Source organism: Ruminococcus sp. 8Y-12, from assembly GCF_058119865.1.
In genome coordinates this window covers 1,712,926-1,728,502 of the sequence record NZ_CM176623.1, presented here as the reverse complement: position 1 = coordinate 1,728,502, position 15,577 = coordinate 1,712,926, and the positions used below count along the sequence as shown (strand labels likewise).

At 49.5% G+C, this 15,577-nt stretch carries 8 protein-coding genes; 2 read left to right on the top strand and 6 right to left on the bottom strand.

What is annotated here, in order from left to right:
* The first annotated feature begins 146 nt into the window (after positions 1 to 146).
* Positions 147 to 1,022, top strand: a complete 876-nt coding sequence (locus AC0THY_RS06435) for an AraC family transcriptional regulator (protein ID WP_489993614.1) — start codon at positions 147 to 149, stop codon at positions 1,020 to 1,022.
* 74 nt (positions 1,023 to 1,096) lie between these two features.
* Positions 1,097 to 1,753, top strand: a complete 657-nt coding sequence (locus tag AC0THY_RS06430; RefSeq protein ID WP_489993613.1) for a YczE/YyaS/YitT family protein — start codon at positions 1,097 to 1,099, stop codon at positions 1,751 to 1,753.
* 359 nt (positions 1,754 to 2,112) lie between these two features.
* Here AC0THY_RS06430 and AC0THY_RS06425 read toward each other — a convergent pair whose 3' ends face one another.
* From AC0THY_RS06425 to AC0THY_RS06400, 6 genes are all read right to left on the bottom strand, one after another.
* Positions 2,113 to 8,628 carry a DUF5695 domain-containing protein gene (locus AC0THY_RS06425; RefSeq protein ID WP_489993612.1) on the bottom strand — a complete coding sequence of 2,172 codons (6,516 nt, stop codon included), beginning with the start codon at positions 8,626 to 8,628 and terminating at the stop codon, positions 2,113 to 2,115.
* 91 nt (positions 8,629 to 8,719) lie between these two features.
* Complete coding sequence (gene arfA / locus AC0THY_RS06420; RefSeq protein ID WP_489993611.1) at positions 8,720 to 10,237, bottom strand: arabinosylfuranosidase ArfA; 1,518 nt, start codon at positions 10,235 to 10,237, stop codon at positions 8,720 to 8,722.
* 23 nt (positions 10,238 to 10,260) lie between these two features.
* Positions 10,261 to 11,130, bottom strand: a complete 870-nt coding sequence (locus AC0THY_RS06415) for a carbohydrate ABC transporter permease (RefSeq protein WP_489993610.1) — start codon at positions 11,128 to 11,130, stop codon at positions 10,261 to 10,263.
* Positions 11,131 to 11,133: 3 nt separating this feature from the next.
* On the bottom strand, positions 11,134 to 12,063 hold the full coding sequence (locus AC0THY_RS06410) for a carbohydrate ABC transporter permease (RefSeq protein WP_489993609.1): 930 nt from the start codon (positions 12,061 to 12,063) through the stop codon (positions 11,134 to 11,136).
* A gap of 98 nt (positions 12,064 to 12,161) precedes the next feature.
* The gene (locus tag AC0THY_RS06405; RefSeq protein WP_489993608.1) at positions 12,162 to 13,571 is read right to left on the bottom strand and encodes an ABC transporter substrate-binding protein; all 1,410 of its coding nucleotides are present in this window, start codon (positions 13,569 to 13,571) and stop codon (positions 12,162 to 12,164) included.
* Between the two features lie 24 nt (positions 13,572 to 13,595).
* Positions 13,596 to 15,533, bottom strand: a complete 1,938-nt coding sequence (locus tag AC0THY_RS06400; RefSeq protein WP_489993607.1) for a glycoside hydrolase family 127 protein — start codon at positions 15,531 to 15,533, stop codon at positions 13,596 to 13,598.
* Positions 15,534 to 15,577 lie beyond the last annotated feature (44 nt).

Genomic DNA, 15,577 nt, shown 5'->3' with positions numbered 1-15,577 from the left:
TTTATATTTAAATTATACCGAATGCTGCCCAAAAAGTTAGTAGTTTAAGAGACAACACAGCCATACTTATGTCGCATTGTCGAACACATGTTGACTTATTTTTTATATGCTGATAAACTAAGAAAAACAGGATAGGAGATATGCTGTTGCGAGAAGTATATACTGATTTAAATATCAATCTGAAAATCAATGACACCGCATTTTTTGTTCTGAATATTGTGTTTGAGCGTTTCCTGCGCTCCATACCCAGACACAGTCACGGTAATAATAGCTATGAAATTCACTATATTCCCTATGGCTGCGGCAGAGTGAATATCAATGATCAGGTCTATGAGGTCACCCCCGGCACCCTGTATGTGACCGGGCCCCATGTAGAACACGAACAGATTCCCGATGAAAGTGATCCCATGGCAGAGTACTGCCTCTATTTCAGGCTGCAAAAAGATCCTGCCGCTGATCGAAAAAGCGCACGGTCAGTTGCCCATAAGTTTGAAAAGACCCATTTCTGGTTTGGACCGGATACGCAGGAGCTGTACCCTCTGATGCAGCAGATTTTCTTTGAGTTGAATCACCGCTACACTGGCTATATGATTCAGGTGGAAACACTGCTGCAGCAATGTGTTGTCAAAATAGTCCGTAACTATGAGATGAAGCAGCGCTCAGATCAGCATTTTTCTCCTTCTAACTTGGGAGACAGCAAATACATTATTACAGAGGAGAGCTTTCTCTATGAATATGAAACCCTTACGCTGCAAAAGCTGGCAAGGCGCTTAGGGCTGAGTATCCGCCACACGGAACGGTTTTTGAAAGAATATTACGGTAAGACATTTCTTCAAATGCAGTCTGAGGCCAAGATGTCCATGGCCAAGATCTATCTGAGGGACCGGAAGTGGAATATTTCCGAAATTGCCGACCGGCTGAACTATTCAACCGTTCAGCACTTTTCATATGCTTTCAAAAAATACTACGGGATTACGCCAAGTGACTACCGCAAAGCAGGAAACATGGCACCTCAAAAGTAACACAGAACCTATTTTCTTCTGCCTTTAAATATGTTAAAATGAATCGTTATGATTATTCTACGGGGGATTTTATTATGAAACGTTCATGGAAGGAGCTGCTGCTCCGAATCGTCATTCTTTTGGTGGGGCTTACTATCGCCCATCTGGGAGTCTCACTTTTTCTGCTTACGGATATGGGAAGTGATCCTTTCAACGTATTGATTCAGGGACTCTTTCGCACCTCAGAGAGGCTGATTCAGTCGCCCTTCATCACCCACGGGCGGGTACATATTGTGATCAACTTTCTGATTATTGTTGTCCTGCTCTTTGTGGACAAAAGCTACATCAAGATCGGCACCCTGCTCTGCATGATCTGCGGCGGACCGATTATCGATGTTTTCAACAGCATCTTTACGCCGCTATTCGATCCCAGGCCTTCTCTGCCTGTCAGTATTCTGATCCTGTGCGCCGCCTGTGTCATCCTGGCTTTTGGAATGACTCTGGTGATCCAGTCCGATGCGGGGACAGGTCCAAATGACCTGGTGGCTCTGGTCACCAGCGAGAAGCTGGGAAAGAAATTCAGCATTGTGCGGATCATCGTGGACTTTTCCTTTGTGCTGGCAGGCTTTCTCTTGGGAGGCTCCTTCGGGGCGGGCACTATTGTCTGTGCGGTTCTCGTGGGACCGGTAGCCGGATTTTTCCTTCCCCGCAGTGAAAAAATCGTCAAAAAGGCGCTGAATCTATTCGTGTGAGACAGTGAATCCAGTGTGTGGATTTCCAAGCGAGTAGCAGATCTCAACTGCTCTGTATATATCTGCATCTCGGATAATTTGCGCATCCGTAAAAGCCTGTTTGATTGGTTCAGGATTATCCTTTTGGGGCGTTTTATATTTTTCCTGGATCGCCTCCACATGGGCCTCAGGTTCCTGTACTGACTATTGGCGCGCACTCTATCTTGCATCTCTTTGTAATGCTGAGGGCAGCGATTCACTGGGGGGAGGGGGCATTTATCTGTTTGTGTATTAAATGCCGTTCCGGCATACCCTGTAGCTGTTTTATCGTATAAACAGCAGGCAGAGAGCCTTTGCTCTCCGCCTGCTGCCTTTTTATGCTATTTCTTTACCTTCACTGCCTTTGAAGTCTTACCTGTGCTGTATCCGGAGGCTTTCTTCACTACTACCTTATAGTAATATTTCCTACCGGCCTTCGCTTTTTTATCAATGAAGCTTCGTTTTGACGCTTTTACCGAAGCGATCCTTGTGTAACCGCTGTTCTTTTTCAGAGAACGATATACGTAATATCTCTTAGCTCCTTTGACCTTTGTCCAGGTAACTTGTACTCTCTTTCTGCCGGCTGCTTTTACTTTTACGGATTTCGGAGCTGCCGGAAGCTTAATGCTTACTGTCTTGCTGTTTTCACTGTCCAGATACTTTGTTTTATCCTTTGCGATTGCCTTGATATAATAACCGGCTTTCTTTCCACTTACCGGTTTATCATCATAGAGAGAAGCCCCTGTAGTCCTTCCGATCAGCGTCACCTTTGTGCCCACTTTACGGTAAACGGCAATTTCCTGTCCCTCTGCCGGTTTCCGGAAAGAAATCCTCACTCTTCCCGGCACCTTCGCAGAAATTGCGCTCTTAACGGAAGTGATTGTCGGCTGTGCAATCTGCACCGGCTTCTGTTCGTCACCCGGTTTCGGATCTTCCCCCGGCTTCGGGTCTTCACCCGGCTCCGGATCTTCCCCCGGTTCCGGATTTTCCAGCTCCGCGATCTTCTTTTCCGCATCTTCCAGAGCCTGTATACTTCCTGCCAGGATCTTCTGCGCATCAGTCAAAGCGTCGTAGGCTTTTCTGGCCTCTTCTACTTTGTCCTTATCCGCCAATGTTACCTCTCCCAGCGCCGCGATCAGCGCCTTCACTGCATCGGCCGCTTCCTGATCTTTCTTCTGCTGCTCATCCGCTTCTTTCAGATCTGCCAGCGCTTTTTCTGCGTTTGTCAGGATATTCAGTTTCTCTGTGCTTACCAGCGCTTTCTGCTCTTCTGTCAATGCGTCATAGGCTTCTCTGGCCGCCTGAATCACTGCCTCAGAGTCCAGAGTGACTGTTCCGATTGCATCGATCTTCTCCACTGCTGCATCGGCTGCCTCCTGATTTTCTTCTTCCGGATCTGTCCAGGTCTTTCCTTCCAGAGGATAGCCGTATACCTTCCACTCGATAACGCCGCATCCCAGATTCTGAGGCGTCATGGTCATACGGATGGCCCTTGCCACTACCGGATCAAAGGTGGTGGTATTGTAGGCGTTCAGAGCTACGCCCTGTCCTTCTACGCTGGTAAATAACTGCCAGTTTTCATCTTCATCCAGGTACTCATATTTCACTGTGGCCGGGTTGAAGTTTCCTCCGCCGTCCCGGAAATAGTAAGCGTCAGAGGCTGTTAAAATTCTCAGCTCATCCCAGGTGTACATTACCCATGCAGTGCCCCCCTGGTTGCCCAGCCAGTTATGCCATGCCCCGTGAGAGGTGTCATTGGAAGCGGCAGGCTCATAGCCGTCGTTCATGGTGGTCACTCCGCCTAAATCCTCAGGAGTATCAATGATTGCTGTGGGGACAGCCTCTGCAGCCATGTTTGCCGCTTCGCCGTCTACCACATATACCGTAATCCGCACGACTCCGGTCATGCCCTCTACCGCTCCTCTTACCGTAAAGTTACCTTTTTCCGCATATTTCTCTTCCGGCACCGCATCCCAGGTTACCGCCGCTGTACTGTAGATTCCGTTGCTGTACAGTACGCGGAGGGTATCCGGAAGAACCGGCGCTGCTCCAACAGTTGTCACTACGCTTCCCGTCTCCGCTGATACCGGATGTGCATCTTCATCTGAGCCATATTCCTCTTTGATTTCATCCGCTGTCATCGCTTTGGATTTCATGGTAAAGCTGTTTACCTTACCGTTCAGGAATGCGCTTTGTTTGTCTCTTGTACGGCCAATGTAATTATACTGTGTCTCAGAAAATCCCGCCAGAGACACGGCGCTGTCGATTACCTCGCCCGCCTGCTCTCCATCCACATATAGTAGTATGTTGGAACCCTCTAAGGTTAAAGTGATATTCTTCCAGAAGCCGCTTCCGATCTGCATTCCGGAAGCCGTCTCCTTTATTGTGCCGTCTGTGCGCGTAGCTCCGACTACCAGCTCGTTGCTGCTTCCCAGCGCCAGATACAGCGCCTGATCCGCATTATCCGCAAACTGCCAGATAACAGTTCCCGGAACCTGTGTTCCATCTAAGAGCACGCCTATATTTACCGTCAGGTTCTCCACTCTCTTTGTCAGGGACTGGCTGAGCCTCACATAGCCGCAGTAAGCTCCGTCCATTGCAATAACGGTCTCTTCCCCCTCGGTCTCCAGTGTCGGATATGCCATAGCCTCGCTGTCATTTCCCGCTCCCGACAGATCCGGAACCAAACGTTTTACATTATCTGTACCTGCAAAATCATAGTAAGCCAGTGTCTCCGGCAGGGGGGCGTCTTCTCTTACTGTAATGGTCACCTCATCGCTGCTATTCAAAGCCCCGTCGTTTACGGTTAATCTCAATACATAGGTTCCCGGTTGATCCACAGAGATATCGGAAATCAGTTTGTCTGCGTTTGCGATGGTTACCTCTGCATTTTCCGGTTTTGTGATTACTTCCCAGCTGCTGGTGAGAGTCATATCCGGATATCCGTCATCCTCTGCCTTGCCTTCCAGACGGAAACTCTCAGAAAAAGCTATTTCCAGATCTTCCCCTGCGTCTACCTGGGGCGCCGTGTTCTCCAGAGCCTCGCCTCTTTTAATCTCCACATTTGCTGTAGCTGCTGCGGGCAGAGGTACGGAAACGGTAATGGTTCCCTCTGTATACTGGAAGCTTCCCGTCACCTGTCCGTCCACTGTAATCTGATAGGAGCCCGCTGCCAGTCCGGTCAGCTCCAGATCGGAGGTGTGTGCGGATTCTTCCAGATTCTTCATGGTCATCTGGATTTCATCTGCCGCTGTGCTGACTACTGCACAATTGTACTGATCGCGGTCCAATTCAATGGATAACCTTTCATTAATCAGGTTCAGTCTGGTGTAAAGTCCATCCAGAGGCGTTACCTGATAATATCCATTTTCTTCTGTCACCTGGCATCCATAGCCAAACAGTCCAAAGATATTGTCTGTTGCCACATCCGCGGATAAGATCTGCATAGCTCCAAACAGGCCGGTATCCGCCTCGCCTGACATCTGGCGCCATCCATTGTGAATATTTCCGCCGCCGGTTCCCTGTCCGCCGCTGTTGCCCAGCTCTGACTGATAGGTCCAGGCCACTGTTCCGATGTTCTCCGGATCTGCATCAATCTGTCCGGAGTTAATGCAGGTTAAATTTGCAAGCTTGGCCGCATAATTCACACGTGCGGCATCCGCCAATTCTTCTTCCGTCATCCCATTGTCCTGCAGTCTCAGCCAATCATCCATACAATAGCCTGCCAAGGAGGCTGTATATTGGAAGTTCCACCAGTTTTCACCGCAGATGGTTGTGGGGTTTCCGTAATGATACCAGATGGGCTGCAGTCCCCGGCAGGCTCTTGTCTTTAAGTCAATCTTGCCCATCATATCCAGGTTGTCATTCAGCTTTGCCAGGGTATAAACCGCCTCTTCTCCTGTATTATCATAAGCATACTCTGAACCGTAGGGATATTTTGCATTCCTGAAGTTATTGTATTTTCTGCTCATGATTTGTTCGATGGCTTGCGCCTCTGAATAATATCCTTCTTTATTCAGCGCGTCAATGATATCCGGTGTGGTGGATTCTCCCATCAGTCCGGTATCCCAGTTGTACCATACGCCGCTGCTGTACAGCGCCTGTAGGATCTTGGAGGCTCTCAGCAGATAGGTGTCCTTATCTTCGATATAGTTTACCATATCCGGGTATTTCTCTGCGATCTTATACATGGAGAAATAGGTATTGTATACATGGGGGTACGCATATCCTCTGGAGGTTCCCTGTCCCGTATTGTTCGGCTCATAATCCAGCCAGTCGTTGACCAGGAAATCATCCTGATGCTCCTTCATCAAGCTGTTCCAGATGAAGGTATCCAGATATTCATCCACCGCCTGAATCTGCTCTGCATCCGGCTGGTACACATTCTTCTCCGCCAGATATTCGCCGTGGGTGAAGCCCCAGTCATCGCCCCATCCAAAGTAACCTGTGTATACGCCCCTGACTGATTTTGTGTCCATCATCCAGTCGTCAAAAATCTTGTCCCAGATCTCGCCCTCTGCGTCCACCTGAGTCTTTTCCGCCACAAAGTCTGCGTGAAGCTCCAGCGCATCCTCCGCGCTGTCCATTGCATAAAACTGCAGTGTGGTCTTCTTGTCGTCCCCATAGGTGATTTCCATATGGTTGGCGCCAAGGCAGGACAGCTTCAGATCGTATACATGATACTGCTCTCCGTCCTTTGTCACCGTCTCCACATACTCATAGGAGGTTCCCTGAGCCTTGGTGCATTCCTGCTTATTGGAAACACTGTTTTCAAGTCCTTCATACAGTCCGGTGTCATGGGCACACTTGATCTCAATATTTTTGATATCCTCTATGCCATAGGAGGTATGCAGGTAGAACTTCGCCGGCATATTTACTGCAAATGCCATACTGGGCACTGCCACTGCGTCGATGATTCCCGCCTCATAGAGCTGTGTTTTCATATCGGTCTCATTCTCGGCAGCGCTGAAATTAAAGGTATAGGTCTTACTCTCCCCCGCTCCTAAAGTCAGGGAGGTGTTCTCCAGATAACTGCTTCCTGTGGATTTGATCACATCAGAATGAATGTAGAAAACATTCAGGCCATTGGCCCATCCGGCCTGATCCTGTGCCCAGGCGGAACCCGCATGACCATTGTTGATTCTCCAGTGATCCTGATACTCAAATCCCGCTCCGGTGCTTACGTCCGGGGTCATCAGCAGGAACTTGCCCTGTCCGCTGGGACGGCTTGCATAAATATAGGAGGAATCCTGTCCCACAAAGGAATGGTCTACTACACTCTCCTCGTAAGGCTGGCTGCGGCCTGTCCAATATTCATTAAAGGGCAGCGGCAGTCCGAAGTCCCCAAAGGTGAGCGCAGCGTCGTTGGTATTTTCCACCGTGATGGACCACTGCAGCTTATTGTCCGCCAACTGATAGGTTTCCACCAGCTTAAAGTTTTTGATTCCCTCTTCCTCTTCCGCATTTTCATAGGTCACCCGGATGGTGTTTGCATCCACCTGTTCTATGGTGCGGGCTGCGCTTCCGCCCTGGGATGCGCTGGTCATAGACTTTGTCCAGCTCTCCTCTCCCTCCAGCTTTGTCTGGAACATGAGCTCGCCCATCCACTGATGCTCTCTTCCCTCCTGATTGGGCGCGTTTTCCGGGTTCATGACATAGTTCGTGTCGTAGAGATCATCTGTGATCTTCAACTCATCGATATGTCCGTATTTTCCGATAACCACCTCCAGGTTTTCATTTTTCAGCTCGTAGGATACATTGGAAGGGTCCGGAGCCATTCCCATTACTTTCCATTCCTTGATGGCCACGCCATGTGTGCCGTTATCGTTGGGAAGCATGTAGAGCCGGATCTTAGATGTCTCCACTGCCCCGTCAAATACCACTTCATTATACTGATCCAGTTTGTTATCTGTCTCAGTATGAAGATCTGTCCAGCTCTGTGCTTCCGCATCCCAGTACTGCACTGTGGTCTCTCTCGGCGCCAGGATTCCGCCGCCGTCTGTAAAGTAGTAAACAGATGAGCCGGTAAGGGTAGCATTTCCTGCAAACTCATACTCAACCCAGGCATCCTGGCCTTCCTGACCCCAGTTGTGCCATACCTTTTCCCCTTCCACTCTCGTGGATGTGGTGGGATCAGCTCCATCGTTTAAGGCGCCGATTCCTCCCAGGTCGCCGTTGGTATATTTCGCTGACGAGGAGGCTCTGGAGGCTACATTCATCGCTCCGTAAACCTCCCATTCCAGGATTCCTACTCCCAGCTGTGATTTGTCGCTTATGTCCGTCAGATCTTTATTCAGGGTGACTCTGATCGCCGTAGTGGATACCGGATCAAAGGTGGTCACATTGTAGCCATTGGCTTCCACGCCTGCGCCCGTCACATTTGTAAATTCTGCAAATTCTCCATCGTCGTTTAAATACTCATATTTATAATCCGAGGGGAACTGGATTCCGCCGCCGTCCGTCCAAAGGTATAAGCCGGTGCCGGTGATCTGCACTGCCGAGTCCCAGGTATAGGTCACTGTCTCAAAATCCGAAGCATTTCCCCAGGTACCGTAAGCAGAACCCGCCTCGCTTTTTCCCGTGGATCTGCTGGCGTCCTTGCCGTCATTGACCGCCGCCAGAGATTCCCAGCCGGATACAAAGCTGGTGGACGGCTCCGCCGCCGAAGCAATATTGATCCCCGGACGCACGCCGCCCTGTGGAATCAGAAGCGCATTCTCCTCTTCCGTAACCTGCAGTTCGCCCTGGCCTTCTGATGCCCAAACGTTCCCTGCCGGCCACTGCACCGAGGAAAGTACCAGCGCCGCCGCCAAAAGACCGGCTGCAGCCTGTCTGCTCATTTTCATTATCTTCCTCATAAATGTCCTCCTTCATTATTCACTGAATTCCTGACTGCTCCCGTTTTACCGGTCACAGTTTAAATTCGTTTTAAGCTTGCTGTCACTCCTGTCACTCCTTGCGCACCAGACGAATTACATTCCAGGATGCCTTATTCAGCATGGCGCCAAGTATTTCTCCATCCATATGGGAGCGCTTCACCTGCTGCGGCTTAACTCTTTCCTTTTGATACTGATTCACTGCCTTTAGATCCTGCGATTCCAAAACCAGGTGCTCCTTCACCCGGAAGCCCTCAAAGGATCTCAGATCACATACCACTTCCATATCCTCATCCAGATTTCTGTTTACTGCAAAAACGGTCAATTCTCCCGTTTCCTCTTTATATACTGCCACCGCTTCCACATCCGTCACATCCTCATGCTCCAGCGTGTCATGCTTTGGCGTATCAATCAGCACCTGAAGGGCTTCGCCCCGTCCGTAGAGAGAGGCATGCAGGAAGGGCCAGTAAATGGTCTGTTTCCAGATCCCCCCTTGGTTTTCCGTCATAATCGGTGCAATCACATTTACCAACTGGGCAAGACAGGCCACTTTTATTCTGTCCGCATGCTTCAGCAGTGTAATCAGCATCAGTCCCACCATCAAAGCATCCTCAAAGGTATAGATATCCTCCAGAAGTCCGGGAGCCGTCTGCCAGGGCCTGTTTTTCATCGTATCATCGTCTGCTTCCGAGGAATGGAACCATACGTTCCACTCATCAAAGCTTAAGTTCATGGTCTTCTTACTTCTCTTCTTCGCCTTAATATAATCGCACACGGACACCACGGTGTGGATGAAATGCTCCATATCCTGAGTGGAGGCCAGATAATCCGCCGTATCGTTCTTTGTGTTGCCATAGTACTGGTGGAGCGACACATAGTCTGCATAATCATAGGTATGCTCCAGGGTAACCGCCTCCCATTCCGGGAAGGTGGGCATGGTCACATAGGAGCTGCCGCAGCTGACCAGCTCAATGGACGGGTCTATCAGCTTCATGGCCTTTCCCGCCTCGGCAGCCAGCCGCCCATACTCCCGGGCTGTCTTATGTCCGATCTGCCATTCCCCGTCCATCTCATTTCCCAGGCACCAGGTATGTATTCCAAAGGGCTTTTCCGCTCCGTTTTTCCGGCGCATATCGCTGTACCAGGTTCCCCCGGGAATATTGCAGTACTCCAGCAGACTGCAGGCAGCGTCTATTCCTCTGGTTCCCAGATTCACCGCCATCATTACCTCTGCCCCGGCCTTCTGTGTCCAGTTGACAAACTCATGGATTCCCACCTCATTTAGCTCAAGGCTTCTCCACGCCAGATCCAGACGTTTTTTTCTCTGTTCCTTCGGTCCTACGCCATCCTCCCAGAAATAGTTGGACACAAAGTTTCCTCCCGGCCAGCGCACGATGGGAACCTGCAGCTCCTTTACCGCGGCCATCACGTCCAGGCGAAAGCCCTCCTCATCGGCGCTCTCATGTCCCGGCTGATAGATTCCGTTGTAAACCGCCCGTCCCAGATGCTCAATGAAAGAACCAAACAGCCGGTCGTCCACCTTTCCAATGCAAAAGCTTTTGTCCACGATCATTTTTGTCTTTTTGCTCATCACATTCACCTAAAATCCTTTCCTTACCCTTTCACGGCTCCCGCTACCATACCTTCAATAAAGTACCTCTGGAAACAGAGGAACAAAATCAAAATGGGAATTACCGAAAAGCAGGCCCCTACAATCAGCAGGTCATAATTGTTTCCATAGGGTGTCAAAAGCGTATTCAATCCTATGGGCAGGGTATACTTCTTTTCATCACGCAGCAAAAGCAATGGCCACAGGTAATTATTCCAGTAGTTCATGCCGTTGAGAATTGCCATAGAAGCCATGGCCGGTTTCATAACCGGAAGGATCAGTTTCATGAAAATCCCGTATTCCGTGGCTCCGTCCACACGGCCCGCCTGAATCAGTTCCTTGGGAATTCCCAGCAGATACTGCCGGAAAAAGAAGATCGTGGAGGCATGGGCCATAAACGGCAGAACAATTCCTGTGTAGGTATTGCTCAGATTCATATCGATCATCTGGTTATAAAGCGGAAGCATAAGAATTTCAAAAGGCACCATCAAAATCAGCAGCACACAGACGAACCAGAAATTCTTCCCTTTAAAATCATAAGCTGCAAAGCCATAGCCGATGCAGGCGCTTACAAACAGCGTCAAAACCACCTGTACAACCGTTAAAAATACACTGTTAAAAAACCATCTGAAGTATGCATGTTCCCCGGTAAAGAGGTACACGTAGTTTTTCAGGCTCATCTTTTCCGGCTCAATCCGCAGATTCAGGCCGTACTGTATCAGCTCCTTGCCATCCTTAAAGCTGGCAATCACCATAGCCGCAAAGGGAATCAAAATGATGACTGCTAATGTTGTAAAAAACAGGAAGAGTAAGATTTTCATCGCAATCAGCTTTCCCTGGCTTCCCACTTCCTGCCCGGTCTTTTTTCCTGCCATTTTCTACTCCTCCTTTTTGAACATTCCGGAAATGGTAAGCTGCACCAGGTTGATGACCATGGTAATCGCCAGCAGGATCACTCCCACAGCCGCCGCATATCCCATCTCATTCTGCCGGATTCCCCGCTTATACAAATATCCCACGATTGTAAGTCCGATATTCTGCGGCGAATCCTTCCCCGCCCACAGCATATAGCTTTCCGTAAACATGGCCAGACCGCCGTAAATACTGATGGTCAGCACATATGTAATCGTAGGCTTCAGCATCGGCAGAGTTACATAGATAAATTTTTTCCAGGCGCTGGCTCCGTCGATGGAGGCCGACTCATACAGCTCTGTGGGAATACTGTTTAAGCCAGACAGGAAATACAGCATGTTTACTCCCATCCATCTCCAGCTGGCCAGCAGCAAAAGCGCAATGTAAGCCGTAGCGCCATTTTTGAGCCACTTGATCGGTTCCATTCCAAAAAACTGAATCACAGAGTTCATAAATGCGCTGTCCATCTCCCCAAACATCAGCCGGAAGATCGTACCTGCCACCACAATAGAGGTCAGGATCGGCACAAAGAAAACCGATTTAAAAACTTCCTTGCCCGGCATCAGCCTGCTGTTGATCATATAAGCCAGTAGCATGGGAACCGGTATCAAAAGCAGCAGCGTTCCCACCGTATACTTCAGGCTGTTGATCACGGCGATGCGGAAATTCGCATCACCCATCAGCTTTGTATAATTCTTCAGTCCCACAAACGTAGTCTGTCCCGGAAGCACCTCCTGAAAGCTCATGATCCCCGCCTTGATCAGAGGAATCATCCAGAAAATCAGAAAGGTTAAGACAAATGGCATTATAAACACAAAGGGCGCTATCTTCTGTGAATACAGAACCCGTTTCCACCCTCTCGTTCCAGCCGCCATACCCTCTTTTCTTTTTTTCATATAGCCGCACTCCTTTACACAGCCGGTTTTTCAAGAACAGCCCCGGAAAAGAGATTCCGGAGCTGTTTTCATGCCGGCCTGGGTCTTCGCCTCAGTTTTTACTGTAATTCGTTCTCAATCTGAGCCTGTGCTTCTTCCAGCGCTGCTGCAATATCATCGCCATTCTCAAAAATAGCATTTAAGGTTACGGATGAGAATGTACTGTTGATATTCGGATAAGCCTCCGTAGACTTAATCAGACCGATGCCGTCTTTCATCTGGTTCAACACATCAAATGGATTGTTCTGGAAATACTGTACAAATTCATTCTCCGGGTTATGCGTTACATCCTCCATCTCCCATACCTCCATGTTGCAGGGGTCAAATCCCAGGTTGTTCCACAGACCGATATTTCCGTCAACAGACAGCTTTGCATAAGCCAGGAAATCCTTTGCCAGCTGAATATCTTCACACTGATTTGTCACACATGTTCCTGTTCCGCCGCCGCCTACGGACGGAGCCATGCCCTCTTCCAATACAGGTACAGGCGCGATAGCGATCTTTCCTGCCAGATCCGTCATATAGCTGGTGTAACGGGACATCTGCCATAAAGGCATGATAGCGGTTGCCACTTCGCCCTGGTTGTAGTAAGCATAGGCTTCTTCCGTATCCGGATTTCCTCCTGGAATCGTAGTCGCCACACCTGCATCCTGGAGATCCTTCAGCATCTCAAGACCTCTCTGCGCCTCCGGAATATTTACGTTTACCGTTCCCGCATCGTCTACCCAGTCTACGCCCTGCTGCGCCAGAAGGTCATTTAGCTGCCAGAGCGCGCTGGTGTCTGCTGAAATCATGTACTTGCCGGTGGCCTCTTTTACCTTAAGACCCGCCTCTTTCAAGTCATCCCAGGTTACAATCTGGGTATAATCTACGTCTGCCGCATCCAGAATTTCTGTATTATAGAAAGCCACGGTAGCGCCCACATGACTGGGAATTCCATAATTTTTTCCGTCCTTACTGTAAAGCTCGATTCTGGATGCTACGATGTCCTCTCTGTAAGGATCGATTGCATCATTTAAATCTACCAGCTGCGGCTCCCCTTTTAAGAAGTTCGCGAATTTACCCAGCTCGATGTCTACGATATCCGGCGCGCCTTCCCCTGACTGGAGCGCGATCTGCAGATTATTGTGCATCTCCTCATAGGGAAGCACATTTACATTCAGTGTAATCTGTCTGTCCGGATTCTCTGCGTTCCATTTATCACACATATCCTGGAAGTGATTTCCGTGAAGCTCTACAAAGGTCCACATTTCCAGTTCCTGCGCTTCCCCTGAAGCGCTGTCATCCGCCTGCGTATCCGCATCTGTCTCCGCGGCCGCTGTCTCCGGCGCCTCTGTCTCTGCAGCCGACTGTGCCGTTGTCTCCGGCGCCTGCGTCTGCTCAGCGCTTCCGCCTCCGCATCCTGTAAGGCTTCCCGCCGCCATAGCGGCTGCCAGTATTGCTGCCAAAATTTTACTGCGTTTTTTCATTCTTTTTTCCTCCTTGAATTTATATTAGATTTCTTTAACCCATACTGACATTTCTCCCGGCCTCCGGTTTCCCCAGTAAGCATATGGAACAAACGTCAGTGTGACTTCTTCGTAATCGGCAGGTATTTCTCCATAAAGCTCATTGTCCTGCCACCCCTTCTGGGTAAGCCGCTTGCCGGAGGCCCGGATCACCGTGGCTCCCTTCAGCAGTTCCTTCTGATAGGATTCTTTTAATTCTCCCTTTCCGTCCAAATACAGGGCTGAGAGATTTGGTCCATTATCTATTTCTTCCAGGCAGAATACCAGAGGCCCCTTCATCACAGCCACTCTTCCCACATCTGCTCTCACCAGGGGATTTGCTCTCACCAGCCTGGCCGGAATCCCAAATGTCAGGCAAATCCGGTGCTGGCCTCCTGTAAGCTCTATAAAGGCATAGCCCTTTTCCATCTGCAGATTCCGCAGCGGTTTCCCGTCCAGAGTAAGCTGTGGGCTTTCCCCATAGGAGGGTATCCTGACTGCCAGCCGGAAGGGCTTTCCTTCCTCTGAACTGACATTTAACACTGCTTTTCCTGTATACGGAAACTCTGTGCTCACCTTCAGCTGTATTTCTGTATCATTCAATTGCGCTTTCGTCTCGCTGGAAACAAACATATTCACCCAGAGGGTGTCTTCATCCCTGAAGTAAAGATATTCCCCAAGTGATGCGAGAGTCCTGGCAATATTGGGCGGGCAGCACGCAACGCCAAACCACTTCTGCCGCACCGGCTTTACATGCTCCATGGAGGTTCGCGGAAGACAATTATCCGGCCACACCTCCAGCGGATTCACATAAAAAAAGCTTCTGCCATCCATGGCAACCCCGGAGAGCAGCGTATTATACATCGCTCTTTCCATCACCTCTATGTACTTAGCGTCCCGGGTAATCTGAGCCATCCGTCTGCCAAACAGCGCCAACCCTATGGATGCGCAGGTTTCTGAGTAATTGCTGCCATTGGGCAGGTCATAGGCTGTGGTAAATCGTTCCAGCATTCCCGAGCTTCCGATACTGCCTGTAATATACATCTTTCTCTGTGTAATATCATCCCACAGTCTCTCGCAGGTCCGGAGCAGCTCCCGGTCTCCTTTTTGGACCGCCACATCCGCCATGGCGCAGTACATATAAACTGCCCTGACCGCGTGTCCCTCCGCCGCCTCCTGTTCTCTGACAGGTTTATGGGACTGCGAGTAGAGCGGAAGGTAATTCTCAAATTCCGGGAAAATCCGCTTAAAGTCCGGCTGCTTTTCTTCCTCCAGAAAATAATTCGGCTCCCGCCCTCTCCGTTCCAAAAATTCAGCCGCCTGGTTCAGGTACTTTTCTTCCCCTGTCGCCTCATACAGCTTGACCAGCCCGATCTCCACCTCCTGGTGTCCCGGATATCCATCTCTGTTCTGTTCCTCAGAAAACACCTGACAGATCAAATCTGCAAACCGGCATATACAGTCCAGAAAACGCCGTTTCCCGGTCGCCCTGTAATAGGCTGTTGCAGCCTCCATCAGATGCCCCGCCGTGTAAAGCTCATGCCCTTCTTCCAGGTTTTTCCATCTTTTATCTGGCTCCTTTATTGTAAAATAGGTATTGATATACCCGTCCGGCTGCTGAGCCTCTTCAATCAGCTCAATGACCCGATCCGCAGTCTCCTCCAAATCCTTATCCGGATTCGTTATTAGTGTGAACGCCACCGCCTCCAGCCATTTCGCCACATCCGTATCCTGAAATACGGCGCCGTAAAATTCTCCGTCCTTTTTTTTCGCAGCTATTCTGAAATTTTCAAGACAGTGGCTTGGCTGAGCATCCTTCACTCTGTCGTTCAAAATATCCCACTGATAAGGTATAATCACCTTTTTTACAAGTCCAATATAACGGTCCCAGAACAAGTCCTGAATTTTTGTATCCTTTAATTCCAACAATAATAATTTTTCCATAGGCTTGTTCATCTCTTCCTTTTCATGATTAAACGTTTTATCTC